This is a genomic window from Kitasatospora sp. MMS16-BH015 (genome assembly GCF_002943525.1).
Classification (GTDB): Bacteria; Actinomycetota; Actinomycetes; order Streptomycetales; family Streptomycetaceae; genus Kitasatospora.
Map to the genome: position 1 here is coordinate 4,166,435 of NZ_CP025394.1, position 23,651 is coordinate 4,190,085.

Consider the following 23,651-nt stretch of genomic DNA (forward strand, 5'->3'; position numbering starts at 1 on the left):
TACTACCGGCGCAAGTTTCTTCTCGGCGCAAGCTTGCCGCCCGCACAACCTTGCACTGCGGGCAGCTTTACGCCGTGGGCAGCCCTGCCCTGCGGGCAACTTTGCGCGCGAGGAACCTTGCGCCGTGGGCAACCCTGCAAAGCCAGCAACCTTGCGCCCCATGCGATCTTACGGTCGGGGCAAACTTACACTCGACGCAAGGTTGCCTTCAGCGCAAGTGTCAGCGCCGAGCTGGCTCCGGGTAGCTGCCGAGCGCGGCGGCCAGCAGGTCGAAGGCCCGGGCAGCCTCCGGCGCGACCGTCTCCGCGATCCGGTCGTCGCTCCGGCCGGCCAAGGTGAGCTCCTGGACCCGGTCGAAGAGCAGCCGGGCCACGGCGGCACCGAGCGCAGCGGCCGTCCGGTCGGCGAAGCCGGGGTGGCCATTGGGCGCGGCGGTGTCGTCGGCCAGCGCGGCAGCGAGGGCCGCCTCCCGGAGGTCGTGCAGGTCGCGGAAGCCCGCCGTGAGGGTCGGGCTGTCCGTCACCATCCGGGCGAACGGCGCACCGGAGAACCCGGCCACCGGATCCCGGGCCTCCAGCGCCGTGGTGAACTGACGGCGGAGCGCCGAGGCCATCGACTCGCCCTCCTCCCTGGCGAGCACCGCGTGGGCCAGGCTCTGGACGAACGCCTCGTGGCGGTCGAGCGCCAGGTCCTCCTTGCGCGGGAAGTAGTTGGTCACCGTCTTCTTGGCGACCCGCGCGGCCTCGGCAACCTCGGCGATCGTCGTCTGCTCGAAACCCTGCTCGACGAAGAGCCTGACCGCCTGCTCCGCGATCAGACGCCTGGTCTCCAGCTTCTTCGATTCACGGAGGCCCAAGATCTCGTTACCCATGGGGCAATCTTAGGCTCGTGGCAAGTTTCACCCGAGGCCACCACGCCCGGCCGCGACACCGAGTCACCAGTGCGCGTTGCACTGCCGGGGCGCGGGGCTTTCCCAGCAATGCGCCGGTGCACGACAGTTCACCCCCGCAGGTGCCGCAACACCGCCTGCACCGACGTGTCCACGGCCCACCGCACCAGTTCCGGTCCGTCCAGCGTCTCGAAGCCGTGATGTCCCCCCGGCACCTCGACCAGCTCCACCCGGCTTCCGTTCTCGGCCGCCGCCGCGCGGAACTTGTCCACCGTCCCGGCCAGTTCGGGTTGCTCCAGCTCGACCGTGGTCAGCACGATCGGCAGTTCGCCCGCCCCCGGCAGGGCCTCCACCGGACGGTACCGGCGGTCCACCATGCCCCAGCTCGGCAGTGGCGCGAGCACCGGGTAGGTCAGGGCGACCACCCGCAGCCAGGAGGGCGGTTCGGCGAGCCACCGCGCCGAGAGCAGGCTGCCGCCGGAGAAGAACCAGAGCGCGATCCGCTCACTGTCCACCCGTGGGTCGGCCCGGAGGAGTTCGACAGCCGCCGCCACGTCCTCCGCCGCCTGCGGGTAGTCGGTGAGGCCGTGCAGCCCGTGGTCCACCACCGCGCCGATCACGCCGAGGCTCGCCAGGTACCGGGCCTGGCCGACGAAGTCCGGCCAGTCGCGTGGGGTGGGTTCGACCCCGGCCGGCACCGGTCCGCCGTGGACGTAAAGGACTGCCGGCAGCGGCGGTTCGCCTGCCGCCGGGAGCCGCTCGGGCAAGTGGAGGTCGAGCCGGACCTCCGGATGGGCGAGCCGTTCGCGCCGCACCTCCGGCACCGGGAACGCGAACGGGCGCAGATGGGGCGGCAGTTGGTCGGCCGGGGCAGCGGAGATCCGGTGCCCCTCCCCCGCCCCGGCGGCAAGCAGGGCCGCAGCCAGCTCAGCGGGAGCAGAGAGCATCGGCCAGTGCCCGGTGGGCAGTTCGAAGAAGGTGACCTGGTGGTCGACCAGCCGGACGAAGTCCGGGTGCCCCATCCGGACCATCGCCTCGACCATGGCAATGGTGATGCCGTTGGCCGTACAGAACACCCCGGTGGTCGGCACCTGCGCCCCCGCACCGGTCAGCCGGAGCGGTTCGGTGAGCGTGGCCAGCGGCTGCGGAGCCGCCCGCCGCACCAACTCACCCACCTGGGCCGCGCTCAGCCCCTCGGTCGCCCCCAGCCCACCCCACTCCGCCACCGTCCCGGGCGCCGGCAGTACAGCCGCACCACCCTCGACCCCCACCCCCACCCCCGCACCAGAGCCGGGCCGGTCCGGGGAGTCGGGCTGCTCCACCAGTGCCCGCAGCCCGGCATCGGGCAGCAGCGCCGACGCCCGGTCGCCGTCCTTCGGCATCCCCGCATCCAGGTGCACCACCCGACGGACCCGCCCCGGCCGACGGTCGGCCGCCCCGAGCACCGGATGGATCGCGTAGTCATGGGCCACCAGCACCAGTTCGGACTCCGGAGCCCGGTCGATCAACCCGACCAGCTCAGCGATGTGGGTCTCCAGACCCACTTCCCCCGAGACCGAGACCGAGACCGAGACCGAGACCGAGGCCGGGTCCAGGTCCAGGGCCGAGCCCTGGGCCGGAGCAGGCCGCTGCTCCCCCATCCCGCTGAGCGTCACCGGGTACGCCGCCGCACCCGCCGCCCGCAGCCGTTCGGCCACCTCCTGCCACACCCACGCACCGGTGAAGTGGCCCGGCACCAGCACGTACCCCGTCATGACTGTCTCCTCCGCGTAGCCGCACGGGTCCTCGCCCGTACCCATGGCCGGTTCTGCGTTCGGTGCGGGCGACCCCCGTCCGCCCGCACACCTGCACGCTAGGAGCTCCCCTTGGGGGAGGTTCAAGCTTCCGGCCGGGCGGAGTCAGCCCATGCTCTTCGCCCCGTCGAGGGATTCGCGGATGATGTCGGCGTGGCCTGCGTGCTGCGAGGTCTCCGCGATCAGATGGAGGATCACCCGCCGGGCCGACCAGGCCGTACCGGGCGGGAACCAGGGCTTCACCGGAAGCGGCTGCGGCAGGCCGAGCTCGGGCAGCGTGGCGATCAACTCGTCTGTCTCCGCAGCCACTTGTTCGTAGGCAGCGAGCAGGCCGGCCAAGGTATCCCCCTCGGCCATCCGGAACTGTCCCTCCCAGTCGACGGGTTGGGCCTCCATGGCCTCGGCCCCACCGACCACGAAGCTCCGCCAGCGAGCCTCGACCAGCGTCACGTGCTTGATCAGCCCACCCAGGCAGAGCGCGCTCACGGTGGTCCGCTCTGCGGCCTGCTCGTCGGTGAGGTCCCGGCAGGTGCGCCGGAGCAGGCCCCGGTGCTTGTCCAACGTCTCGATCAGCTCGGCCCGCTCCGCAGCGTCCGGCAGTTGAGGTGTCGTCGTCATGGCCTGCACCCAACCACAGCCCGGCGCGGGCACTGAGCTCGGCGCGCCGCCGTCGCCCACCCAGGGACGCCACCATCGGCTGGGCACGGCGCGCCGCCGTCGGCCGAGCACGGCCGTTCGGGGAAGATGGGCGGTATGGAGCACACCATTCGGCTCGCCCAGCAGCCCGAGGCGGACGCCCTGCTCGGCCGCAGTCCGCTCGCGGCCCTCGTCGGCATGCTGCTCGACCAGCAGGTGCCGATGGAAAAGGCGTTCACCGGCCCGTACGTGATCGCCCAGCGCCTCGGCCGGGAGGACCTGGACGCGCACGAGATCGCGGCGTACGACCCCGAGGCGTTCGCCGCGCTCCTCTCCGCCAAGCCGGCCGTGCACCGCTACCCGGGCTCGATGGCCAAGCGGGTGCAGCAGCTCTGCCAGGCGCTGGTGGACGAGTACGAGGGCGACGCGGCGGCCGTCTGGGCGGGTGCCGCCACCGGCGCCGAACTCCTGGCCCGCCTCAGCTCACTCCCCGGGTACGGGAAGCAGAAGGCACAGATCTTCATCGCCCTGCTCGGCAAGCAGTACGGAGTCCGACCGCCCGGCTGGCGCGAGGCCGCCGGGCTCTACGGTGAACAGGGCTGCTTCCGCTCGGTAGCCGACATCACCGGCCCCGAATCCCTCGCCGAGGTCCGCAGCTTCAAGCAGGAGGCCAAGCAGGCGGCGAAGAAGAAGGCAGCGGAGGGGTAGGGCGGGGGCGGGTAGGCACCCGGGCTGGCGGGCTGGCCGAGACCGCACCCCAAGCAGCCCAGTCCAGCCCCGCCCAGCCCTAGCCCGCCGCACACCGCACACCGCAGACAAGCGGCCAGCCCGTAGCCGGGCCTAACGACCCAGCACCACGCCACCGTTGACCCCGATCACCTGCCCGGTGAGGTAACCCGCGCCAGGCGAGGCCAGGTAGCCGATCACACCGGCGACGTCGGCGGGGACACCGGCCCGGCCGACCAGGGTTTCGGCGACCTTGGCGGCATGGAACTCCTCCGTCCAGCCCTCGCCGAAGATCTCGGTCTCCGCGATGTAGCCGGGGGCGACCAGGTTGACGGTGATGCCGTCAGGGCCGAGTTCGCGAGCCAGGCCGAAGGCCCAGCCGTGCAGGGCGGCCTTGGCCGCCGCGTAGGCCCCGGCCGAGTGCGGGCCCGCCCCGCCGCGCTGGGCGGCGGTCGAGCTGACCACGATCAACCTGGCTCCTGGGCGCCGGAGTTGGCCAAGCAGGGCACTGGTGAGCAGGACGGCCGATAGCAGGTTGGCCTCCAGGCCGCTTCGCCAGGAGGCGGCCAGGGCGGCCAGACTGCCGTCCACCGGAGCGGTGACGCGGGCACCCGCGTTGTTGACCAGCACGTCCACCGGGCCGTACGCGGCGATGGCCGAGGCCGCCCGCGCGGTCGCCTCGGGGTCGGTGAGGTCGACGACCAAGGGGATCACCCGGCCTTCGCCGACCGCCGCGCCGATCTCCTTGCGGGCCAGCTCCAGCGCCTCCGCCCTACGGCCGAGGATCACCACCCGGCAGCCCCCACGGGCGAGTTCGGTGGCGATCGCCTTGCCGATGCCCGAACCGCCGCCGGAGACCACCGCGAGCCGCCCGACACCACCGCCCTGACCCGCCACATCCGCATGATGTGTCGTCAACTGATGCTCCGCCATGTGCCGTTCCCCCAGGGCTCGCGACGCGCCCCCCGCGCCGGATCGCCCGTCAGTGTAGCCAGGCCACACCACGATCCGACGGAGGAAAGCGGAACCGGTGCCTCAGGGCGCGTCGCCCTGAGCCAACGGTCAGCGAACACCGGTCAGCGGACACACCGGTCAGCGAACACCGGCAGCGGGCCCCGACCAGGGGCCCAGCCAGGGAGCCCAGCCGGCAACCTCGGTCAGATGGTGTTGTTGCGGTAGAACGGCGCGTCCTCCGGGCCGGTGAAGGCCGGGCGGTACCAGTTGGCCTGGCGCAGCGAGCCGCGGATCTCGTCGGCCACGCCCAGGACGGAGGCGAAGAGCGCCATCCGGGCCGGGATGCCGTTGTCGGTCTGGCGGAAGATGGCCAGGCGGTGGTCCGAATTCAGGTCCGTGGCCAGGTCGTTGGAGCCCGGACGGCTGTCGCGCGGGAGCGGGTGCAGGATCACCGCGTCCTCGCGGCAGACCCGCTCGACCAGCGCGCGGTCGATCCGGAACTCGTCGCTGTACGGCAGCGGCTTGTCGGCGAACCGCTCGGTCTGGAGCCGGGTCGCGTACACCACGTCCGCCTCGCGCAGGGCCAGCGCGGGCTTGTCGCTCACCTCGACCTGGTGGCCGCGGGCGGCGGCCAGCTCCAACAGCTCGGCGGGCATGCCGAGTTCCTCGGGCGAGACGCAGACGATGGTCATGTTCTCGTACCGGGTGAGCAGCTTCATCAGGGAGTGCACGGTGCGGCCGTGCAGTAGGTCGCCGACCAGGGCGATCCGGCGGCCGTCCATGGTCTTGCCGAGCCGGTCGAACTCGCGGTGCAGGGTGAAGGTGTCGAGCAGGGCCTGGGTGGGGTGCTCCCCGGCACCATTGCCCGCGTTGACCACCGGGATGTTGGTCGCGGCGGCGAACTCGTGGATCGAGTCGACCTCCGGGTGGCGCATCACCACCAGGTCGCAGTAACCGCCGACCACCCGGGCGGTGTCGGCCAGCGACTCGCCCTTGGAGATCGAGGTCACGCCGGTGCCGGTGGTGCTGGTCACGGCGCCGCCGAGCCGCAGGAAGGCCGACTCGCAGCTGAGCCGGGTACGGGTGCTCGCCTCGAAGAAGAGGCTGGCCAGCACGGCGCCCTCCAGCACCCGCGTCACCTGCTCGCCCCGGGCCACGGGCACCAACAGGTCCGCCAGTTCGAAGAGCCGCTCCAGTTCGTCCCGGTCGAAGAGGTCGCTGGAGAGAATGTGCTTTCCGGTCAGTGACATGGCGGCTCTGACTTCCTCTGTAGTACGCAGTTGTCCGACTCGGCGCGGCTGGCCACGCGCCGCCAGTGTACTGGGGCAACGGCTTCGCGAACGTTTTGCGAAATGCCGCCCCAGAGCCCGGACGGGCGATACCGCGGGGATACGGCGGTGATACGGCAGGGATGCCAGAGGGATACGGCGGCGATACGGGTGTGGGCATTCGGCTGCCGTTTCGCACGAATTCGTGCCGCCAATTCCCTCCCGCCCGCAGGTGGACGCCCGTAGAGTCGATGCCATGGTGATGCGGGAATCCTCCTCGACCGGTCCGGACGAGCTGCCGGCGAAGATGATCGCCGAGGCGCGGCGGGCCTTCTTCGTGATGTTCGCCCTGCTCTGCGCGGTCTGGGCCGTCCAGGTGGCCAACTGGGCCGACGACTACGACCTCACCCGGCAGTACGGCATCGTGGCGCACCAGCCCGGCCGGCTGGTGGACGTGTTCGCCGCGCCGTTCCTGCACCTCAACTGGCAGCACCTGGAGGGCAATTCCGGGCCGCTCTTCGTCTTCGGCTTTCTGGCGGCCCACCGGGGCGTGAAGCGTTTCCTGGGGCTGACGTTGCTGGTGGCGCTCACCAGTGGCGCGGCGGTCTGGCTCTTCGAGCGGGACGACGTGGTCACCGTCGGGGCGAGCGGGGTGATCTACGGATACTTCGGTTATGTGGTACTTCGCGGCCTTTTCGACCGGAATCTGATCGACTCCCTGATCGGCCTGGTGATGGGCGCCTCTTTCGCCTACATCCTCACCACGGCCGTCCCCGGCACCCCCGAGGTCAGCTGGCTCGGCCACCTGGGCGGCCTGGCCGGCGGACTGGTCGGCGCCTGGGTCTTCCGCGACCGAAGCGACCGGAGAAACCGAAGCAACCGGAGCGACCGGAGGAAGCAGGGCGAGCAGGACGCCCGAAGCGAGCCGGACCCCCAGCCCACCACCCCGAACCAGTCCAAGGGCCCCAAGACCGCCGACGGCGACCGCGCCGCGCTGCTCAAGGAACTCGACGATCTCGGGCTCTGACCCGGAAGACCCACCGACCCGGTGGGCACGCGCTAGCCCGAACGGGCAGTCCACCCGTCAGGTATAGACCAATCCCCGGCGGCCCGGCTAGCGTGGTGCCCACCCCGTCACCCGCACCACCTGCTCCGGAGCCGCCCCGTGGAGTCCTCCGTCCTCGCCTTCGCGACCGACCTGCTCGACGAGGGGCCCGACACCTTCTTCGGCAACCTCACCGACCGGGCCGGGGTGGGCGGCGTCACGCTGGCCTCGGTCTACCACGAGGCCCGGGACGTGTTTCCGCACAACCCGCACCGGGTGGTCCGCTACCTGGAGCCCGGCGCGGCCTACTTCCAGCCGGACGCGGCCCGCTGGCGGGGCCGCCGGCTCGCGCCCCGGCCGAGCACGGCGATCGGCGACGCCGACCCGTTCGCGATCGCGGCGGAGCAGGCGCAGCGCCGCGGCCTCAAGCTGCACGCCTGGACGGTCTTCTGCCACAACGACCGGCTCGGCTTCGAGCACCCGGACTGCGCCCCGGCCAACGCCTTCGGCGACCGCCACCTCACCGAGCTCTGCCCGGCCAACCCCGAGGTCCGCGAGTACGCGACCACGCTGGTGGCCGAGCTGGCCCGGTACGGGGTGGACGCGATCCGGGCCGAGTCGCTGCACTTCCACGGCCTGCGGCACGGCTACCACCACGAGCGCTACTTCGAGCAGCTCGGGCCGGTCACCGAGGCGCTGCTCGGGCTCTGCTTCTGCCCGCACTGCCTGGCCGCCGCGACGGCGCTCGGCGTACCGGCCGAGGAGGTCCGCCAGGCCGTCCGGGCCGAGCTCCGGGCCCGGTTGGCGGACGAGCACCGGGCGGTGGAGCCGGCGCCCCTGGACGAGCTCGCGGACGGCACGGTGGCCGCGTACATCGACGCCGCCGCCCACACCGTCACCACGCTGACCGCCGAGGTGGCCGAGGCGGCCGGCCAGGCCGGTCTGCGGCTGAGCTTCATGGACGGCGGCGGCCCGGGCAAGGGCTGGCTCTCCGGCATCGACCTGCCCGCCCTCGGCAAGGCGGCCCACCAGATCGAGACCCTCGGCTACGCCAAGACCCCCGAGGCCGTCCGGGAGAAGATCGCCGCCTTCGCTCTGCACGGCATCCGGCCCGAGGAGATGGCGGTGATCCTCCGCCCGATGGCCCAGGACTGCGACGGCCCGGAGAACCTCGCCGCCAAGCTCAGCGCCCTGCGCGAACTCGGCGTCCCCGAGGTGGAGTTCTACAACTACGGTCTGATGCGGCTCTCCTCCATGGACCGGATCGGCGCCGCCCTGCGCCAGGCCGGCTGAATTGCCGTCACCCCCGCACTATGACAACCGTCATAGCGGAGTGGTGACCCTGCACCCTGCTGCCCGGTACCGCCTGGGCGGCAGGATGAGGATCACCACAACGGACCACGGGGGCGGACATGAACATCCTGAAGAACCTGAAGCAGCGCCGGCAGCAGACCGCGCAGGTCGACCTCACCACCGTCGACCCGTCGGAGAGCCGGCTGCCGGTCTGGTTCTTCGGGTTCGAGGGCGTCCTGGCGGGCGCCTTCGACATCCTGAAGGCCTTCCCGCACGCCTGGCCCGCCCTGGTGGTGCTCGGCCTGGTCAACATCACCGTCTCGCTCACCATGCTGCGCCGCCGGGTCCGGCTGGCCAAGGCCCTCTGGCGCGGCAAGGAGACCCGCAAGGTCGCCTTCGGGCTGCTCGGCCTGCGCCTCGGCAGCCACGCCCTGCTCCACCTGGCCGACTTCGCCGTCACCTCCGTGCTCGGTCACCTGGCCTTCGCCCTGGTGATGGCCACGGTGACGGTCGGCCTGCTCGCCTGGACCCAGGAGATCGCCCTCCGCGCCCTGGCCGCCCAGCGCGCCAAGGCCACCGAAGCCGCCGCGCCCGCCGCGCCCGCCGAGGCCGACACCACCGACGAGCTCACCATCGCCGCCTGAGCAACCACAGCAGACCCAGCAGCCCGGGTAGCCCGAGCAGCCTCAGCTACCCGAAGAACCACCTTCACAGCGCCGGCGGAGCAGCCCTCACCGCCGGCGCTTCGACGTGCCGAAGATGCTCCGCGAGATCTCCCGCCCCAGCTGCGTCCCGGCCGATCGGGCGAAGGACTTGAGCGCCGGGCTGTTGAGCAGGCTCCCCAGCAGCCCGCCCTCCTCGCCCTGCCCGCCCGACCCTCGCCGCTCCACCGGAGCCTCCGGGGCCGGCGCTTCCGAGGCCGGAACCTCCGAGGCCGACGGCTCCGACGGCACCGCGGCGGCAGCGGCCCGCGCCGCCAACTTCTCGTACGCCGACTCCCGGTCCACCGCCTCCCGGTAGCGGGCGTTGAGCGGGGAGGCGTCCACCGCAGCCCGCAGGGCCGCCTCCTCCACCGGGCCCATCAGCGACTGCGGGGCCCGCAGGCGGGTGGCGGCCACCGGGGTCGGAGCGCCCTTCTCGGAGAGCACCGTCACCACGGCCTCGCCGGTGCCGAGTTGGGTGAGCGTCTCGGCCAGGTCGTAGGTCGACCTGGGGAAGGTGGAGACGGTCGCCTTGAGCGCCTTGGCGTCCTCGGGGGTGAAGGCCCGGAGCGCGTGCTGCACCCGGTTGCCGAGCTGGGCCAGCACGTCGGCCGGCACGTCCTTGGGGGTCTGGGTGACGAAGAAGATGCCCACCCCCTTGGAGCGGATCAGCCGCACGGTCTGGGTGATCGCCTCCAGGAAGGCCTTGGACGCGCCCTTGAAGAGCAGGTGGGCCTCGTCGAAGAAGAAGACCAGCTTCGGGCGGTCGAGGTCACCGACCTCGGGCAGCTCCTGGTAGAGGTCGGCCAGCAGCCACATCAGGAAGGTGGAGAAGAGCCGGGGCCGGTCCTGCACCGCGGGCAGCTCCAGCACCGAGACCACGCCCCGGCCGTCGGGGGCGAGCCGGAGCAGCTCGGCGGTGTCCAGCTCGGGCAGGCCGAAGAAGGCGCCGGCGCCCTCGTTCTCCAGCAGGGTCAGCGAACGGAGGATCACCCCGGCGGTGGCGGCGGAGAGGCCGCCGATGCCCTTGAGCTCCTCCTTGCCCTCGGGGGAGGTGAGGAAGGTGATCACCCCGGCCAGGTCCTTGAGGTCGTCGAGCTCCCAGCCCTTGCGGTCGGCGTAGTGGAAGACCAGGCCGAGCGAGGCCTCCTGGGTCTCGTTCAGGTCGAGCACCTTGGCCAGCAGCAGCGGCCCGAAGCTGGTCACGGTGGCCCGGACGGGGATGCCCGTGCCCTGCCCGCCGAGGGCGTAGAACTCGGTCGGGCAGCCGACCGGCCGCCACTCCTGGCCGACCTCGGCGGCCCGGCCGCTGACCCGGTCGCCGGGGGTGCCGGGGGCGGAGATGCCGGAGACGTCGCCCTTGATGTCGGCGAGGAAGACCGGCACGCCCTGGGCCGAGAGCTGCTCGGCGATCAGCTGGAGCGTCTTGGTCTTCCCGGTGCCGGTCGCGCCCGCGACCAGGCCGTGCCGGTTGAGCACCGCCAGCGGCACCCGCACCTGCGCCTCGGGGTAGGCCGTGGCGCCCTGCAGCACCGCGCCGAGGTCGAGCGCGGGCCCGGTGAAGGCGTACCCCTCGGCGATCCGCGCCGCCACGGCGGCGGCATCGGCGGCAGGGTCCGCGGCATCGGCGGCAGGAGGCTCACCGGAAGGAGCGGCGGACTCACCGGAACGAGTGGCGGGCTTTTCGGCGGTCATGGCGAGGGTCTCCGACCAGAGGAGGGGGCGGACGGGGGCAGACAGGGGCGGACGGAAGCGGATCGGGCGATTCTCAATCGGGCAATTCCTATGTAATCGCTACAAATCGCCGAACGCAGGCCAGGCCGCGCTTGCTGGGCCTGACGGCGCGGTGACGGTAGGCTTTCCGTGTGATCTTCAAGCGCATCGGCAACGCTCGGCCGTACCCGGATCACGGCCGGACCAGCACCCGCCAGTGGGCGGACGTCGCGCCGCGTCCGGTGCGGCTGGACCAGCTGGTGACCACCAAGGGTCAGCTCGACCTGGAGACCCTCCTCGCGGAGGACTCGACCTTCTACGGCGACCTCTTCGCCCACGTGGTCAAGTGGCGTGGTGACCTCTACCTGGAGGACGGCCTGCACCGCGCCGTCCGGGCTGCGCTCCAGCAGCGCCAGGTGCTGCACGCCCGCGTCCTCGAGATGGACTGACTCCCCCTCACCGCCACGCGCCACCCCGGCGGCCGTGCCGGTACATCCTTTCGAGTGCCGCCGTACTCCAGATGATGATCATTTTGTACCTTCGCAGTCGGAGTGGCATTAATCTTCCGAGTACGGCCGACGTCGGTGCGTCACGCCCGCCCGGCCGCACCCGTCACTGGCCTGCACTCGCGTGGGCCCCACCCGTCACCGAGCCTGCCCAGGCGCGAGGGGGACACAGACTGTGAGCATGTTGACTCCCCAGGGGTTGAAGGGGAAGCAGTACCGGATCACCGGCAACTCGTACCCCCGCCTCGGCCGCCCGCCGCGCAAGAGCAAGAAGGTGTTGGCCGTGCTCGGCTCGCTGCTCGCGCTGGCGCTGATCGCGCTGGGCGGCGTGCAGCTGGTGGACATCTTCACCGGCAAGGGCAAGCACGCCACCGCCCAGGCCTGCGCCACCCCGAGCACCTCCGGCAAGCTGCTCGCGGCCCCGGTCGCCGCCTCGGGAGCAGCACCGGGAGCCGCTTCGGGCGCACCGAACGGCGCCCCCAAGGCCACCGGCGCCCCGGCCGCCCCGGGGGCCGCATCCGCCGCCCCGGGAGCGGCACCCGCCGCTTCGGGAGCGGCACCGGCCGCCACCAGCACCGCCGTTCCCCAGCCGCAGACCGTCACGGTGAACGTCTACAACGCCACCGGCAAGGCCGGCCTGGCCGCCCGCACCGCCGAGGAGCTGAAGAAGCGCGGCTTCGCGATCGGCAAGGTGGGCAACGCCCCGGCCGCCCTCGACAAGAAGGTCACCGGCACCGCCCAGGTGGTCAGCGGGCCCGCCGGGATCGGCGCCGCCACCCTGCTCGGCTCGCAGGTGGCCACCCCGGTGACCACGGCCGACACCCGGGCCGACGCCACCGTCGACTTCGTGATCGGCGACGGCTACGCCGCGCTGCTCGACCCGACCCAGGCCGCCGCCGCGCTGGCCCTGGCCACCAAGCCCTCGCCCTCCGCCTCCCCGGGCCCGGGCAGCTGCTGAGGCGCCGGCAGGCCCCCTGACAGCCCGAAGGGGCGCGAGTCCGTGACTCGCGCCCCTTCCGTCGTTCCGGACTCCCGGGGAGGCCCCGGGAGCGGACCCGGGTCAGCCGGCGGTGCCGTACAGGCGGTCGCCCGCGTCGCCCAGGCCAGGCACGATGTAGCCGTTCTCGTTGAGCCGCTCGTCCAGCGCGGCGGTGACCACGGTGACCGGCAGGCCGGCCAGCTCGCGCTCCATCACCTGGACGCCCTCCGGCGCGGCCAGCAGCACCACGGCCGTGACGTCGGTGGCCCCGCGCTCGATCAGCATCTTGATCGCGGCGACCAGCGTGCCGCCGGTGGCCAGCATCGGGTCGAGCACGTAGACCTGACGGCCGGAGAGGTCGTCCGGCATCCGGGTCGCGTAGGTGGAGGCCTCCAGGGTCTCCTCGTTGCGGACCATGCCGAGGAAGCCGACCTCGGCGGTCGGGAGCAGGCGGGTCATGCCGTCCAGCATGCCGAGGCCGGCCCGCAGGATCGGCACCACCAGCGGACGGGGGTAGCTGAGTCGGGTGCCCGTGGTGACGGCGACCGGGGTGGTGATCTCCACCTGGTCCGTCCGGACGTCCCGGGTCGCCTCGTAGGCGAGCAGGGTGACGAGCTCGTCGGTCAGCCGACGGAAGGTCGGCGAGTCGGTGCGCTCGTCGCGCAGGGTGGAGAGCTTGTGGGCCACCAGGGGGTGGTCGACGACATGGAGACGCATGGTTCGACCATAACGGGCACCGGTACACACGTACGACACCGCCGAACCGGCCACGCGGGAGCCGCCGCCCGCGCCTCGCCCGACCCGGCCGGTTCACCGATATGTCCGAACCGAGACCTTTCCTGTGGTATCAACCGCACTCTTCTGGGAAAGTCGGCTCGTATGAAGAGCAACCCGGATACCGGAGCCGCTTCTCCCGAGGCCCCCGCCGAGACCCACGCCGAGACCGAGCGCCCGCCCGAGAGCGAGGCCGAGCGCCGACGGCGGCGGGCCGTCTTCCTGCGGGAACTCGCCGAAGCGCGCGAACTACGGGCCCGGGTGCAGCCCCGCCGCACCAAGGAGCGGCGGATGCGGGAGGCGCTGCGGATGCGGACCTTCCGGATCTGATTCCACCCCGGGGCGGTGCCGAACCGGATCTGACAGGGTCCTTCACCACGATCTGACGACTTCCCGGCCGGATCGTCCGCTGTCCACCGGCCATTCCGACACGACCTGCGAAGACGCGGTGCCGAACACCCCCCGCAGCGGCGAGCTTTCTGTCACGATGCCGGTGGGACGGCCCGCAGGGGGGCCGCCTCTGGCGCGGGGGCGGCCAGCCGCGTTCGCCCGAGATCGCCGACTGCCGAGACCAAGCTTGGGAGAGTCCCCGGTGTACTTCGCTGCTGTGCTTGCTCGCACCGACGACGGGTGGGAAGCGAGCGAGACCGAACTCGACGACGTGGAGACCGTATCCGACCTGGCCGATCTGGCCCGGGAGCACGCCCAGGACGACGGCACCGTGCTGGTGCTGATCGAGCAGGAGGACAGCTGGTTCGGCGTGGTCCGGGTGGACGGTGAGGACGACCCGCGGATCTTCGTCTCCGACGCCGCGGCCGCCGCGCGCAGCTCCTACGGCTCGATGCTGGCCGACGAGCTACTGGGCCGGGACGACGAGGACTTCGACGACCTGGACGATCTGGAGGCCGAGCTCGAGGGGAGCGAGGACGAGGACGCCGAGGAGGAGGACGCGGAGGACGCCCGCGCCGCGCAGGGCGACGCGGTCGGCCCGCTGGGCGACGCCGACCTGCTGGCCGACCTCGGGGTCGACTCCGGCGAGCTGCGCGCCCTGGACGGCGACGCGATCGGCGGCATCGCCGACGCGCTGGGCTGCACCGAGGTGCTGGAGGCCGTGCGCTGACCCGGGCCCGGTGGCGGACCACCGGAGCGCCGCAGGCCCGTCGTCGCGGGCCTGCGGCCCGGTGACCGACACTGGTGCCATGCAGATCGCTCCTCTCCCGGCTCCCGTGCGCCCCGACCCGGTCCGTGACCGCTGGCACGAGCTGATGCGCCTCGCCATCGACGAGGCCGCACTGGCCACCGCCACCGGTGACGTCCCGGTCGGGGCGCTGGTGCTCGGGCCCGACGGCACGGTCGTCGGCCGCGGCCACAACGAGCGCGAGGCCCTCGGCGACCCGACGGCGCACGCCGAGGTGGTGGCCATCCGGCAGGCAGCCGAACACTTGAACGCGGCCGCGCGAAGCGCGTCGGGCGAGGGTGGCGGCGGGCGGCGGGCGGGAGAATGGCGGCTCAGCGGCTGCACGCTGGTGGTCACCCTGGAGCCCTGCACCATGTGCGCCGGCGCGATCGTGCTCTCCCGGCTGGACCGGGTGGTCTACGGCGCCTTCGACGACAAGGCGGGCGCGGCGGGCTCGCTCTTCGACGTGGTCCGCGACCGCCGCCTCAACCACCGCCCCGAGGTGGTCTCCGGCGTCCTGGCCGAGGACTGCTCCGCCCAGCTGCTGGCCTTCTTCGACACCCAGCGCTGAACCCGCGCCGGACCCGGCGCCGCCTACGCCCGGGGAACGGATTTCGTGCCAGCCCGACCCGTCCGGTAGAGTCTCCCTCGGTAGCGTGTCCGAGCGGCCAAAGGAGCACGCCTCGAAAGCGTGTGTGGGGGCAACTTCACCGTGGGTTCGAATCCCACCGCTACCGCCACTTCGGAAGGGCCCCGACCATCAGGTCGGGGCCCTTCCGCGTTGCCCGGGGGCGGTACCGGAGCGCGCTGGTGGGGGCCGTGGGCCCGCGAACTGACACTCTCCGGGCGCTGGGCACCCCGGGGTCGTCGGGGGTTCAGCGGGGGTGCCTATGCTGACCCGGCACGGTCGGCATCGGGTTGGCCTGCCAGGTGGGCTCGGGTGAGACCGCCTGCTAGGAAGAGGGAGGGCCCAGCGCCATGGAGAACCAGATCATCCACAAGGCCGCGTTCCTGCTGCACGAGTGCCACGAGCCGGAGGCCACCGTGGTGGAGCGGCTGAAGGACTACTTCCCCCAGCTGTCGCTGACCGAGCGCGAGCGCTACGTCTCGGAGGCCTGGGACCAGGTGCACACCAAGAACGGCGCCGTCTGACCGCGCGAGCCCGATCGCATGAGCACGCCCCGGAGAAGAGAAGGGGCTCCGCACTCGGGCCACTGACCACCAATGCCCAGTGAGTGCGGAGCCACTGCTCGGAGGGGGGAGCAGCCTCGGGGGGACAGACTGCTCCCCCGGGCGGAACTCCCACAACCGGTGCCGCGTCGGGGGGAAGCCGCGGCGCCCGGTCCCACAGCGGGGAGTTCCGGTTCCATGTACCGGGGATTCCTGCCAGATCCTCGCTACGTGTTCCATCCTGCCGCCGGGGCGAGCCGGGAGCACCCGGACAAAGACCCCACTCGCCGGGACCTTCGTCCTGCCGGGTGAACGCGTCTCTCACCCCTTCGGCCATCCGGTGGATAAGCTGCCAGGCAGTGGACGGCCCCTACGGACCGTCAGTCGCCAGGGGATGGCAGGGAGGCGGGCCGGAGCGATGGCACAGGCGCGGAAGATCGGCATGTACCTCCTGCTCATCTTCGTCATCTACACGATCATCACGTCTCCCGCCAGGGCGGCCGAACTGGTCCAGTCGGGGTTCGTGGGCATCTCGGACGCCGCCAAGGCGGTGGGCACCTTCATGACGGGCCTGGTCAAATGACCGGCCTGGTCAGATGACCTGCTTGGTCACATAGCGGACCGGGTGTCCCGCCGGGCGGGGCCGCCGGTTACGGTGGGCCGGTCCACGCGACCCTCAATCCGCTAGGAGCGGCATCGTGATCCGGCACCTGGTCCTGTTCAAGCTCAACGACGGCGTCGCCAAGGACGACGAGCGCGCCGTCGCCGGCGCCAAGGCCTTCGACGAGCTCGGCCCGCAGATCCCCGAGCTGCGCGAGTGGGAGTGCGGCTGGAACACCAGCGAGCGCGACATCGCGTACGACTACGCGGTCAACAGCCTGGTCGAGGACGGCGCGGCGCTGCAGGCCTACATCAACCACCCGGCCCACCAGGCCGCCGCCGGGCAGTGGCGCGAGTTCGCCACCTGGGTGATCGCCGACATCGAGGTCTGACCCCCGCCGGCCCACCGGGCCGTACACGCACGAACCGGCCGAGCCCCCGGGATCCCCGTGATCCCGGGGGCTCCGTCGTGCCCCGGCCCGACCCCCGGCCGGGTGCGGCCGAATGCCTGTCAAGCCACCAACACACCTATTTGTGGTGCTTGCCCGTACCTGGCACGACTTGTGATGCTATGACCGATTTCTGCCGACTTCGGGAGGGGTGGAGTGCTCGTGCGGACACCAGGGACGCAGGGGGCCCAGGAGGGCACGCCGGTCGACGTGCGCACCCTGACCCGGGTGCTCTTCGAACGGCTGGCGGAGCTGCCGCCCGGTGCCCCGGAGCGGGACCGGGTGCGGGCCGCGCTGATCGAGGTGAACATCCCCCTGGTCCGGTACGCCGCGACGCGCTTCCGCAGCCGGAACGAGCCGATGGAGGACATCGTCCAGGTCGGCACCATCGGGCTGATCAACGCGATCGACCGGTTCGACCCCGGGCGCGGGGTGCAGTTCCCGACCTACGCGCTGCCGACCATCCTCGGCGAGATCAAGCGGTACTTCCGGGACAACGTCCGCACCATGCACGTGCCCCGCCGGCTCCAGGAGCTCTGGGTACAGGTCAGCGGCGCGATGGAGGAGCTGACGGTGACCCACGGGCGGACCCCGAAGGTGCCCGAGATCGCCGCCAGCCTGCGCATCCCGGAGGAGGACGTGCGGGCCTGCCTGGACGCCGGGCGGGCCTACAGCGCGGCCTCCCTGGAGGCCGCCCAGGAGCACGAGGGCGGCCTGGCCCTGCTCGACCGGCTCGGCTACGAGGACTCGGCGCTGGCCGACGTGGAGCACCGCGACATGGTGCGCCACCTGCTGGTCCAGCTGCCCGAGCGGGAGCGGCAGATCATCATGCTGCGCTTCTTCGCCAATCTGACGCAGTCCCAGATCAGTACCGAGCTCGGCATGTCCCAGATGCACGTCTCGCGACTACTGTCGAGAATCCTGACCAGGCTCCGGACCGGGAATTCCTGGGAGGAGTGAGCAGAACAGGACGTGTCCGGGGATTGCTGGGCGTCATCACGGTGTGACAAGTTGCGACGTTCGGGTTTGCCGGGGCACGTGATCCGGTATTGAGCTGGAGAAGTCACCCGGCCGGCGTCCGGCCGGGAACTGCCGCTGGGTAGTGGACGTTCAACTGTCAGTCACGAGGGGGTGGGGTACATGTCCGCGGAGCTGATCCCGGTGCAGGTCGGTGAGCTGAGCCCGGCGCAGGTGGCCGAGCTGATCCCGGCGCAGGCCGGTGAGCTGCCGGAGATCGACCGCACGCTGGACACCCGCACCCTCTCCCGCTCGCTCTTCCAGCGCCTGGCCGGCCTGGAGCCGGAGAGCGCCGAGCACACCTACGTGCGCGACACCCTGATCGAGCTCAACCTGCCGCTGGTCCGGTACGCCTCCGCCCGCTTCCGCAGCCGGAACGAGCCGATGGAGGACATCGTCCAGGTCGGCACGATCGGCCTGATCAAGGCGATCGACCGGTTCGACCCGGAGCGCGGGGTGGAGTTCCCCACCTTCGCGATGCCCACCGTGGTCGGCGAGATCAAGCGCTTCTTCCGCGACACCAGCTGGTCGGTCCGGGTGCCGCGCCGGCTCCAGGAGCTGCGGCTGGCCCTCACCAAGGCGGGCGACGAGCTCTCCCAGCGGCTCGACCGCTCCCCCACCGTGGCCGAGCTGGCCGGCTTCCTCGGCGTCTCCGAGGAGGACGTGGTCGAGGGCCTCGCGGTGGGCAACGCCTACACCGCCAGCTCCCTCGACTCCAGCCCCGGCGAGGAGGACGGCGACGGCCCGCTGGCCGACCGCCTCGGGTACGACGACCTCGCCCTGGAGGGCGTGGAGTACCGCGAGTCGCTCAAGCCCCTGCTCGCCAAGCTGCCCCCGCGCGAGCGCCGCATCATCATGCTGCGCTTCTTCGGCAACCTGACGCAGTCGCAGATCGGCGAGGAGATCGGCATCTCCCAGATGCACGTCTCCCGCCTGCTGACCAAGACCCTGACCCAGCTGCGGGCGGGCCTGGTCAACGAGTAGTCGTCAGGGTCTCTCTTACGGGTCACGTCGGATCAGCGGGCGTCGTTGGAGGGCCCCTCCTGCCCGTTGGCGGGCAAGGAGGGCGCGTGCCTCGGCGGCGACCACCCGGCGCGACCCGTAAGAGAGACCCTACTCCAGCAGGTTGGCCCGCAGGCCCTCGAGGACGGTGTCGTCGAGGCCCAGGCCGTCCTGCCAGAACTTCTCGAACGTGCCCCAGCCGCGCTCGACCTCCTCGAAGGCGGCCTCCAGGTACCGGCGCTCGGCGTGGAAGATGGGCAGCATCAGCGAGGGGTCCTTCATCAGGCCCTGGCTGCCGAAGGACTCCACGATGGCGGCGATGATCTTGCCGGAGCGCTCGTTGGTGAGCAGGTAGTCCTCGAAGACCGTCTCGCGGTCGACGCCCAGCGCGGTGAGCATGACGGCGGCCGCCCAGCCGGTGCGGTCCTTGCCCGCCGAGCAGTGGAAGAGCGCCGGCGGCCCGTCCGGCATCGCCAGCAGCCGGACCACCTCGGCGAACCGCTGCCGCCCGACCTCGGCCGTGACGAACCACCGGTAGAGGCCCTCCATCATCCCGGCGGCCTTGCCGTCCCCCAGCACCTCGCGCTGCCGCTCGGCGTCCCGCCCGGCCAAGGCGTCCCGCAGGGCCACGTAGATGTCGAAGTCCGTCGCGTAGACCGGCACGTGGTGCAGCGTCATGCCACCGGGCTCGGTGGGCTCCACGGTGACGGTCTCGGCGGAGTCCTCGGCCGCGTCCACGGCGGCCACCGGCAGCCCGGGGATCCGGTCCGGCCCGGCCTCGCGGACCTCCTCGCGGCTGCGCAGGTCGATCACCCGGCGCAGCCCGCTGCCGGCCAGGACGGCCAGGTCCTCCTCGGAGAGGCGGTTGAGCGCGTCGGCGCGCAGCGCCACCCCGTGCCGGACGGTCCGGCCGTCCCGGGTGCGGTAACCACCCAGGTCACGGGCGTTGACCGCGCCCCGGAGGCCGAGGGTGCGGGCGATGGGCGGCTGCTCGGGCACTGCGTCCTCCTGGGGTCCGGGCCCCGGCGTACGGACGTACGAGTGCGCCGGTTCCGGTCAGTCTAGGACCGCCGGGGCCGGAAGGGCCGGGCCCGGGGCCCGGTGGGCCCCGTACCGGTTACTTGACGGCGAGCCAGACCACGCCGGCCAGCACGATCAGCGCGACCACGGCGATGCCGACGATCTTGCCGGTGCGACCGGAGTTGGAGCTACCGTAGGTGGAGACGGAGCCGGGAGCCTGCGGGGCGGGAGTCTCGTCGACGAACGCCCGGAACATCTGGGTGCTGCCGGCGGGGTCGTAGTCGTTGTCAGCCATGGCAGGGACTCTAGCCAATTCGGCCGGTCGGTCGACACCCCGGACCCCCGGGTGGGTGACCCACCGGCGCGGGACTTGAGACATCCGGGGCCCGATTCGCTCCGCGCACGCCCCGTCGACGGGCCGATCGGGTTGACTGCCGGTATGACCGACACCCACAGCGACACCCCTGCCAAGGGCAGCGACAAGGTCAGCCTCGGCGGTTCGGAGCTTCGGGTCTCCCGGCTCTGCCTGGGCGGCAACGTCTTCGGCTGGACGGCCGACGAGGCGCAGTCCTTCGCCGTCCTGGACGCCTTCGCGGCCGGCGGCGGCAACTTCGTCGACACCGCCGACGTCTACTCCGCCTGGGTCCCCGGCCACCGGGGCGGCGAGTCCGAGACCGTGTTGGGCCGCTGGATCCACAGCCGGGGCAACCGGGACGAGATCGTGATCGGTACCAAGGTCGGCGGCCACCCCGCGATGCCCGGCATCTCGGCCGCCAACATCCAGGCCGCCACCGAGGGCTGCCTGCGGCGGCTCGGGGTCGACCGGATCGACCTCCTCTACACCCACTGGGACTTCCCCGAGACCCCGGTCGAGGAGTTCGTCCCCGCCCTGGACGCCCTGGTCCGGGCCGGCAAGGTGCGGGCCGTGGCCGCCTCCAACATCAGCGCGGCCCGGCTCACCGCCTCCCTCGACTTCTCGGCCCGCGAGGGCCTGGCCGCCTACGTGGCCGTGCAGCCGCACTACAACCTGGTCTCCCGCCGCTCCTACGAGGGCCCGCTGGCCGCCGTGGTCGCCGCCCGCGGCCTCTCCTGCCTCCCCTACTACGCCCTCGCCTCCGGCTTCCTCACCGGCAAGTACCGCCCCGGCGGCGGCCGGGCCGACAGCGGCCGGGGCCACGGCGCAGCCGACTTCCTGAACGACCCGAAGGCCCTCCGCATCCTCGCCGCCCTCGACAAGGTCGCCGACATCCACGACTCCGCCCCCGCGACGGTCGCCCTGGCCTGGCTCAACGCCCAGCCGACCGTCGCCGCCCCGATCGCCTCCGCGCGGCGGGTGGAGCAGCTGCCGGCCCTGCTCGACGGAGCGCGGCTGCGCCTGACGGCGGAAGATCTGGAACTCCTCGATTCAGCCAGCCACTGACCCTCCAGGGGCGCGGGGAACTGCGCGAGGCCGGAAGAGGCGGAGCCGTCATCCACAGCGAAGAGCCGGTTGCACCGTCAACGGACAGTGCAACCGGCTCGCTGTGTAAGACAACCTCAGAGTGCCTGGTGGGCCGCGCCGTTCCCCGCGCCCCCGGGGGTTACGGCCGTCCGAAGAAGTCCGGGGAGTAGCTCGACGAGAGGGTGGAGACCCGGACGTTCCTGCCCGGGCGTGGGGCCTCGACGTAGCGGTTGCCGCCGAGGTAGATCGCCACGTGGTGGATGCCGGAGGAGCGGCCGTTGCTCGACCAGAAGAGCAGGTCACCCGAGCGGAGGTCGTCCGCCGAGATCGGGGTGGTGGCCGCGTACTGGTCGTCGGCGACCCGCGGCAGGCTGACCCCGGCGCGGCGGAAGGCCTGCTGGACCAGCCCCGAGCAGTCGTAGCCGGAGGGGCCGTTGCCGCCCCAGACGTACGGCTTGCCGAGCTGGGCCAGGGCGAAGTCGACCGCGGAGCCGTGGTCGCCGTCGTCCGTGGTGGCGGGCGGCGGCTGCGGGACGGAGCGGTCGCGCTCGCCGGACTGGCCGGTGCGGTCGAGGTAGATGTCGCGGTGGCTGGTGTAGCGCCACTGCCCGGCGGAGTTGCGGAACCAGTAGACCGAGCCGTCCCAGCCCTGCCGGATCCCGCTGGAGGCCGCAGGGGTGCTCCCGCCGCCTCCGGAACCGCCGGAGCTGCCGGAACCGCCGGCGCCGGCGCCGGTGCGGTCGAGGTAGACGCTCTGGTGACTGGTGTAGCGCCACTCGCCGGCGGTGTTCTTGAACCAGTACCGGGTGCCGTCCCAGCCCTGTCCGCTCGGGGCGGGCATCGCGTTGGCGGTGGTGGCCTCGGCGGTGAGGCCGATGACCCCGGCGCCCGCCAGCACGGTGGTGGCGATGCAGGTCCTGCGGACGGCTCGGTGTATTCGCCCCTCGGCGGCCGACGGGCGCGGGGCCCGGGCGGGGGTGGTGCAGGCGGTGCAGACGCAGGGCCCGCCGGGGGCCTCGGTGAAGCCGAGCAGGCCCTGGTCGGTGGTGGTGTTCACGTGGGCGTCCTTCCTCAACGTCCGGCCCTGGCGGCCGAAGTGCCCCCCGCCCGGTGGGTGGGGGAGGGTACGGGGGCGGCGCTGACCCCGGCGGCGGTCACGCCGGCCGGGGTGACGAAGGCGACCAGGAGCTGTTCCATCAGCGCGCTGCGGGCGGCCTCGTCCAGTTCGTGCGCGGTGGCCCGCTCCAGCCGCCGGACGGCGAGCGCGGCGGCCTCCACGGCGTCGTCCACCAGGACGGTCCGCAGGCCCGCGTCCAGCTCGGCCAGCCGGCGCCGCCGCATGCTCTCGGCCACCTCGGGCGCGTAGTCCAGCGCGAGCGGTTGCACCGAGTAGACCTCCAGCCCGGCGGGCGCGGTCTCGGCGGCCAGCGCCCGGGTCAGCTCGTCGGCGAACCAGTGGCCGTCCCGCAGCGCCGGGCCCGGGGCCGCGTTGCTGTCGCAGGGCAGCGTGCTGGCGGTGCGGGTGAGCACCGCGTGGGTCTGCTCACGCAGGTAGTCCTCGTGCGCGGCCAGGCCCAGCACCGCGCGGGCGGTGTCCCGCACCCGCCAGACGATCAGCAGCCGGACCACGATCGGGGTGCCGGTGCGGTCGGTCACGGTGACGGGCTCGCTGCGCCAGTGCCGCAGCCGGACGTCCACCCGCCGACGGCGGGTCGCCGGGTTGACCCAGACCAGGCCGTGCCGGCGGACGGTGCCCCGGTAGCGGCCCCACCGGGTGAGCACCCGGGTCTCGCCGTCCGCGTTCACCAGCAGCCCGGCCAGCACGTAGACCGCGACCAGCGCGGCGCCGGCTGCGGCGGCCACCGCCTGCGGGGTCACCTCGGGACGGCCGGTCTCCTTCGCGCCGGCGGTGCGCACGTCCGGCAGGTCGGCCAGGTGCGGGAGCACTCCGGTGCGGGCCAGCACCACGGCGATCGCGGCCAGCGCGCAGACCAGCAGCACCAGCGCGAGCCAGCCCGGTACGGCGCGGGCGGCGTGCTCGCGCAGCGCGGCATCCGTCCGGGGCGGCCGGCGGGCGGCCTGCGAGCGCTCGACGAGCGGCTGCGGCGGCCGGCCTGCCTCGGCCACCTTGGGTGTGGGGGCGGTGGGTAGCTCGACCTCGAGCTCGGCCTCCAGCTCGTCCTCCGCCGGGACGGCGGTGGTCTTGATCAGCGGCTTGGCCACGGCCTCGGCCAGGGCCCGGCTGAGCTGCGTCGAGCCGTTCGGGCTGTTCGGGCCGGCACTCGGGTTCGGTAGCTGACCGGGGGGCCAGGATTCGGGTCGCGGGTCGCGGGTGACGTCCATGCACGGTCCTCGGGGTTGGTGTTTCGCGCAACGGGCGGCCCGGATCTGACGGGCAGTGCCAGAGCCAGGCTAGGCTGATAAGTCATCAAATGCGACATTTGCGGATATGGCGTGTCGTCATTTGCCCAGGCCCGGGCGGGTTGCGACGCGGACGG

Annotated in this window: 26 protein-coding genes and 1 tRNA gene; 16 read left to right on the top strand and 11 right to left on the bottom strand. The window is 72.4% G+C overall.

Going from position 1 to position 23,651, the window contains the following annotated elements; genetic code table 11:
- Positions 1-220: 220 nt before the first annotated feature.
- The 3 genes from CFP65_RS17990 to CFP65_RS18000 all read right to left on the bottom strand — a co-directional run bounded on the left by CFP65_RS17990 (position 221) and on the right by CFP65_RS18000 (position 3,300).
- On the bottom strand, positions 221-871 hold the full coding sequence (locus CFP65_RS17990) for a TetR/AcrR family transcriptional regulator (protein WP_104817060.1): 651 nt from the start codon (positions 869-871) through the stop codon (positions 221-223).
- Positions 872-999: 128 nt separating this feature from the next.
- Positions 1,000-2,643: an alpha/beta hydrolase gene (locus CFP65_RS17995; protein ID WP_104817061.1), complete on the bottom strand. Its 1,644-nt coding sequence runs from the start codon at positions 2,641-2,643 to the stop codon at positions 1,000-1,002.
- Between the two features lie 144 nt (positions 2,644-2,787).
- The gene (locus tag CFP65_RS18000; protein WP_104820963.1) at positions 2,788-3,300 is read right to left on the bottom strand and encodes a DinB family protein; all 513 of its coding nucleotides are present in this window, start codon (positions 3,298-3,300) and stop codon (positions 2,788-2,790) included.
- A gap of 135 nt (positions 3,301-3,435) precedes the next feature.
- Here CFP65_RS18000 and CFP65_RS18005 point away from each other — a divergent pair, with 135 nt between their 5' ends.
- Positions 3,436-4,026, top strand: coding sequence for an HhH-GPD-type base excision DNA repair protein (locus tag CFP65_RS18005; RefSeq protein WP_104817062.1), 591 nt, complete (start codon positions 3,436-3,438; stop codon positions 4,024-4,026).
- 132 nt (positions 4,027-4,158) lie between these two features.
- On the opposite strand, the gene CFP65_RS18010 is transcribed toward CFP65_RS18005, so the two are convergent.
- Together CFP65_RS18010 and pyrB are read right to left on the bottom strand one after the other, a co-directional pair.
- Complete coding sequence (locus CFP65_RS18010; RefSeq protein WP_104817063.1) at positions 4,159-4,977, bottom strand: SDR family NAD(P)-dependent oxidoreductase; 819 nt, start codon at positions 4,975-4,977, stop codon at positions 4,159-4,161.
- A 224-nt stretch (positions 4,978-5,201) separates the two neighbouring features.
- On the bottom strand, positions 5,202-6,248 hold the full coding sequence (gene pyrB, locus CFP65_RS18015; RefSeq protein ID WP_104817064.1) for an aspartate carbamoyltransferase: 1,047 nt from the start codon (positions 6,246-6,248) through the stop codon (positions 5,202-5,204).
- Between the two features lie 274 nt (positions 6,249-6,522).
- Between pyrB and CFP65_RS18020 the strand changes: the two genes are divergently transcribed.
- The 3 genes from CFP65_RS18020 (at position 6,523) to CFP65_RS18030 (ending at position 9,248) form a co-directional block, all read left to right on the top strand.
- A complete protein-coding gene (locus CFP65_RS18020; protein ID WP_104817065.1) occupies positions 6,523-7,293 on the top strand; it encodes a rhomboid family intramembrane serine protease in 771 nt (256 codons plus the stop codon).
- 138 nt (positions 7,294-7,431) lie between these two features.
- Positions 7,432-8,604 carry a hypothetical protein gene (locus CFP65_RS18025; protein ID WP_104817066.1) on the top strand — a complete coding sequence of 391 codons (1,173 nt, stop codon included), beginning with the start codon at positions 7,432-7,434 and terminating at the stop codon, positions 8,602-8,604.
- A gap of 119 nt (positions 8,605-8,723) precedes the next feature.
- Positions 8,724-9,248 (top strand): hypothetical protein, encoded by a 525-nt coding sequence (locus CFP65_RS18030; protein WP_104817067.1) that lies wholly within the window; start codon positions 8,724-8,726, stop codon positions 9,246-9,248.
- 87 nt (positions 9,249-9,335) lie between these two features.
- Here the strand turns inward: CFP65_RS18030 and CFP65_RS18035 are convergent, their stop codons facing one another.
- Entirely contained in the window at positions 9,336-11,000 is a 1,665-nt protein-coding gene (locus tag CFP65_RS18035) for a helicase HerA-like domain-containing protein (protein WP_104817068.1), read from the bottom strand.
- A 170-nt stretch (positions 11,001-11,170) separates the two neighbouring features.
- Here CFP65_RS18035 and CFP65_RS18040 point away from each other — a divergent pair, with 170 nt between their 5' ends.
- Both CFP65_RS18040 and CFP65_RS18045 read left to right on the top strand, forming a co-directional pair.
- Entirely contained in the window at positions 11,171-11,467 is a 297-nt protein-coding gene (locus CFP65_RS18040) for a type II toxin-antitoxin system VapB family antitoxin (RefSeq protein WP_104817069.1), read from the top strand.
- 238 nt (positions 11,468-11,705) lie between these two features.
- Positions 11,706-12,482, top strand: coding sequence for a LytR C-terminal domain-containing protein (locus tag CFP65_RS18045; RefSeq protein WP_158702228.1), 777 nt, complete (start codon positions 11,706-11,708; stop codon positions 12,480-12,482).
- Positions 12,483-12,584: 102 nt separating this feature from the next.
- Here CFP65_RS18045 and upp read toward each other — a convergent pair whose 3' ends face one another.
- Positions 12,585-13,220 carry a uracil phosphoribosyltransferase gene (gene upp / locus CFP65_RS18050; protein WP_104817071.1) on the bottom strand — a complete coding sequence of 212 codons (636 nt, stop codon included), beginning with the start codon at positions 13,218-13,220 and terminating at the stop codon, positions 12,585-12,587.
- A gap of 162 nt (positions 13,221-13,382) precedes the next feature.
- On the opposite strand from upp, the gene CFP65_RS18055 reads away from it, so the two are divergent.
- The 9 genes from CFP65_RS18055 (at position 13,383) to CFP65_RS18085 (ending at position 18,674) form a co-directional block, all read left to right on the top strand.
- Positions 13,383-13,607: a hypothetical protein gene (locus tag CFP65_RS18055; RefSeq protein WP_104817072.1), complete on the top strand. Its 225-nt coding sequence runs from the start codon at positions 13,383-13,385 to the stop codon at positions 13,605-13,607.
- Positions 13,608-13,869: 262 nt separating this feature from the next.
- Complete coding sequence (locus CFP65_RS18060; RefSeq protein ID WP_104817073.1) at positions 13,870-14,397, top strand: hypothetical protein; 528 nt, start codon at positions 13,870-13,872, stop codon at positions 14,395-14,397.
- A 79-nt stretch (positions 14,398-14,476) separates the two neighbouring features.
- Positions 14,477-15,025 carry a nucleoside deaminase gene (locus CFP65_RS18065; RefSeq protein WP_104820964.1) on the top strand — a complete coding sequence of 183 codons (549 nt, stop codon included), beginning with the start codon at positions 14,477-14,479 and terminating at the stop codon, positions 15,023-15,025.
- Between the two features lie 79 nt (positions 15,026-15,104).
- A tRNA-Ser gene (locus CFP65_RS18070) sits at positions 15,105-15,194 on the top strand.
- A gap of 238 nt (positions 15,195-15,432) precedes the next feature.
- Positions 15,433-15,606, top strand: a complete 174-nt coding sequence (locus tag CFP65_RS39775) for a hypothetical protein (RefSeq protein WP_168219610.1) — start codon at positions 15,433-15,435, stop codon at positions 15,604-15,606.
- Positions 15,607-16,042: 436 nt separating this feature from the next.
- Positions 16,043-16,207: a hypothetical protein gene (locus tag CFP65_RS39780; protein WP_168219611.1), complete on the top strand. Its 165-nt coding sequence runs from the start codon at positions 16,043-16,045 to the stop codon at positions 16,205-16,207.
- Between the two features lie 115 nt (positions 16,208-16,322).
- Positions 16,323-16,616, top strand: a complete 294-nt coding sequence (locus tag CFP65_RS18075) for a Dabb family protein (RefSeq protein ID WP_104817074.1) — start codon at positions 16,323-16,325, stop codon at positions 16,614-16,616.
- A gap of 219 nt (positions 16,617-16,835) precedes the next feature.
- Complete coding sequence (locus tag CFP65_RS18080; protein ID WP_254552443.1) at positions 16,836-17,633, top strand: RNA polymerase sigma factor SigF; 798 nt, start codon at positions 16,836-16,838, stop codon at positions 17,631-17,633.
- 180 nt (positions 17,634-17,813) lie between these two features.
- Positions 17,814-18,674 carry an RNA polymerase sigma factor SigF gene (locus CFP65_RS18085; protein WP_254552444.1) on the top strand — a complete coding sequence of 287 codons (861 nt, stop codon included), beginning with the start codon at positions 17,814-17,816 and terminating at the stop codon, positions 18,672-18,674.
- Between the two features lie 129 nt (positions 18,675-18,803).
- On the opposite strand, the gene CFP65_RS18090 is transcribed toward CFP65_RS18085, so the two are convergent.
- Together CFP65_RS18090 and CFP65_RS18095 are read right to left on the bottom strand one after the other, a co-directional pair.
- Positions 18,804-19,691, bottom strand: a complete 888-nt coding sequence (locus CFP65_RS18090) for a tyrosine-protein phosphatase (RefSeq protein ID WP_104817076.1) — start codon at positions 19,689-19,691, stop codon at positions 18,804-18,806.
- A gap of 118 nt (positions 19,692-19,809) precedes the next feature.
- The gene (locus CFP65_RS18095; RefSeq protein WP_104817077.1) at positions 19,810-20,007 is read right to left on the bottom strand and encodes a hypothetical protein; all 198 of its coding nucleotides are present in this window, start codon (positions 20,005-20,007) and stop codon (positions 19,810-19,812) included.
- 144 nt (positions 20,008-20,151) lie between these two features.
- Between CFP65_RS18095 and CFP65_RS18100 the strand changes: the two genes are divergently transcribed.
- Positions 20,152-21,132, top strand: a complete 981-nt coding sequence (locus CFP65_RS18100; protein ID WP_104817078.1) for an aldo/keto reductase — start codon at positions 20,152-20,154, stop codon at positions 21,130-21,132.
- 160 nt (positions 21,133-21,292) lie between these two features.
- On the opposite strand, the gene CFP65_RS18105 is transcribed toward CFP65_RS18100, so the two are convergent.
- Positions 21,293-22,210, bottom strand: a complete 918-nt coding sequence (locus CFP65_RS18105; RefSeq protein ID WP_104817079.1) for a C40 family peptidase — start codon at positions 22,208-22,210, stop codon at positions 21,293-21,295.
- Between the two features lie 14 nt (positions 22,211-22,224).
- On the bottom strand, positions 22,225-23,496 hold the full coding sequence (locus tag CFP65_RS18110; RefSeq protein ID WP_104817080.1) for an SPFH domain-containing protein: 1,272 nt from the start codon (positions 23,494-23,496) through the stop codon (positions 22,225-22,227).
- Positions 23,497-23,651 lie beyond the last annotated feature (155 nt).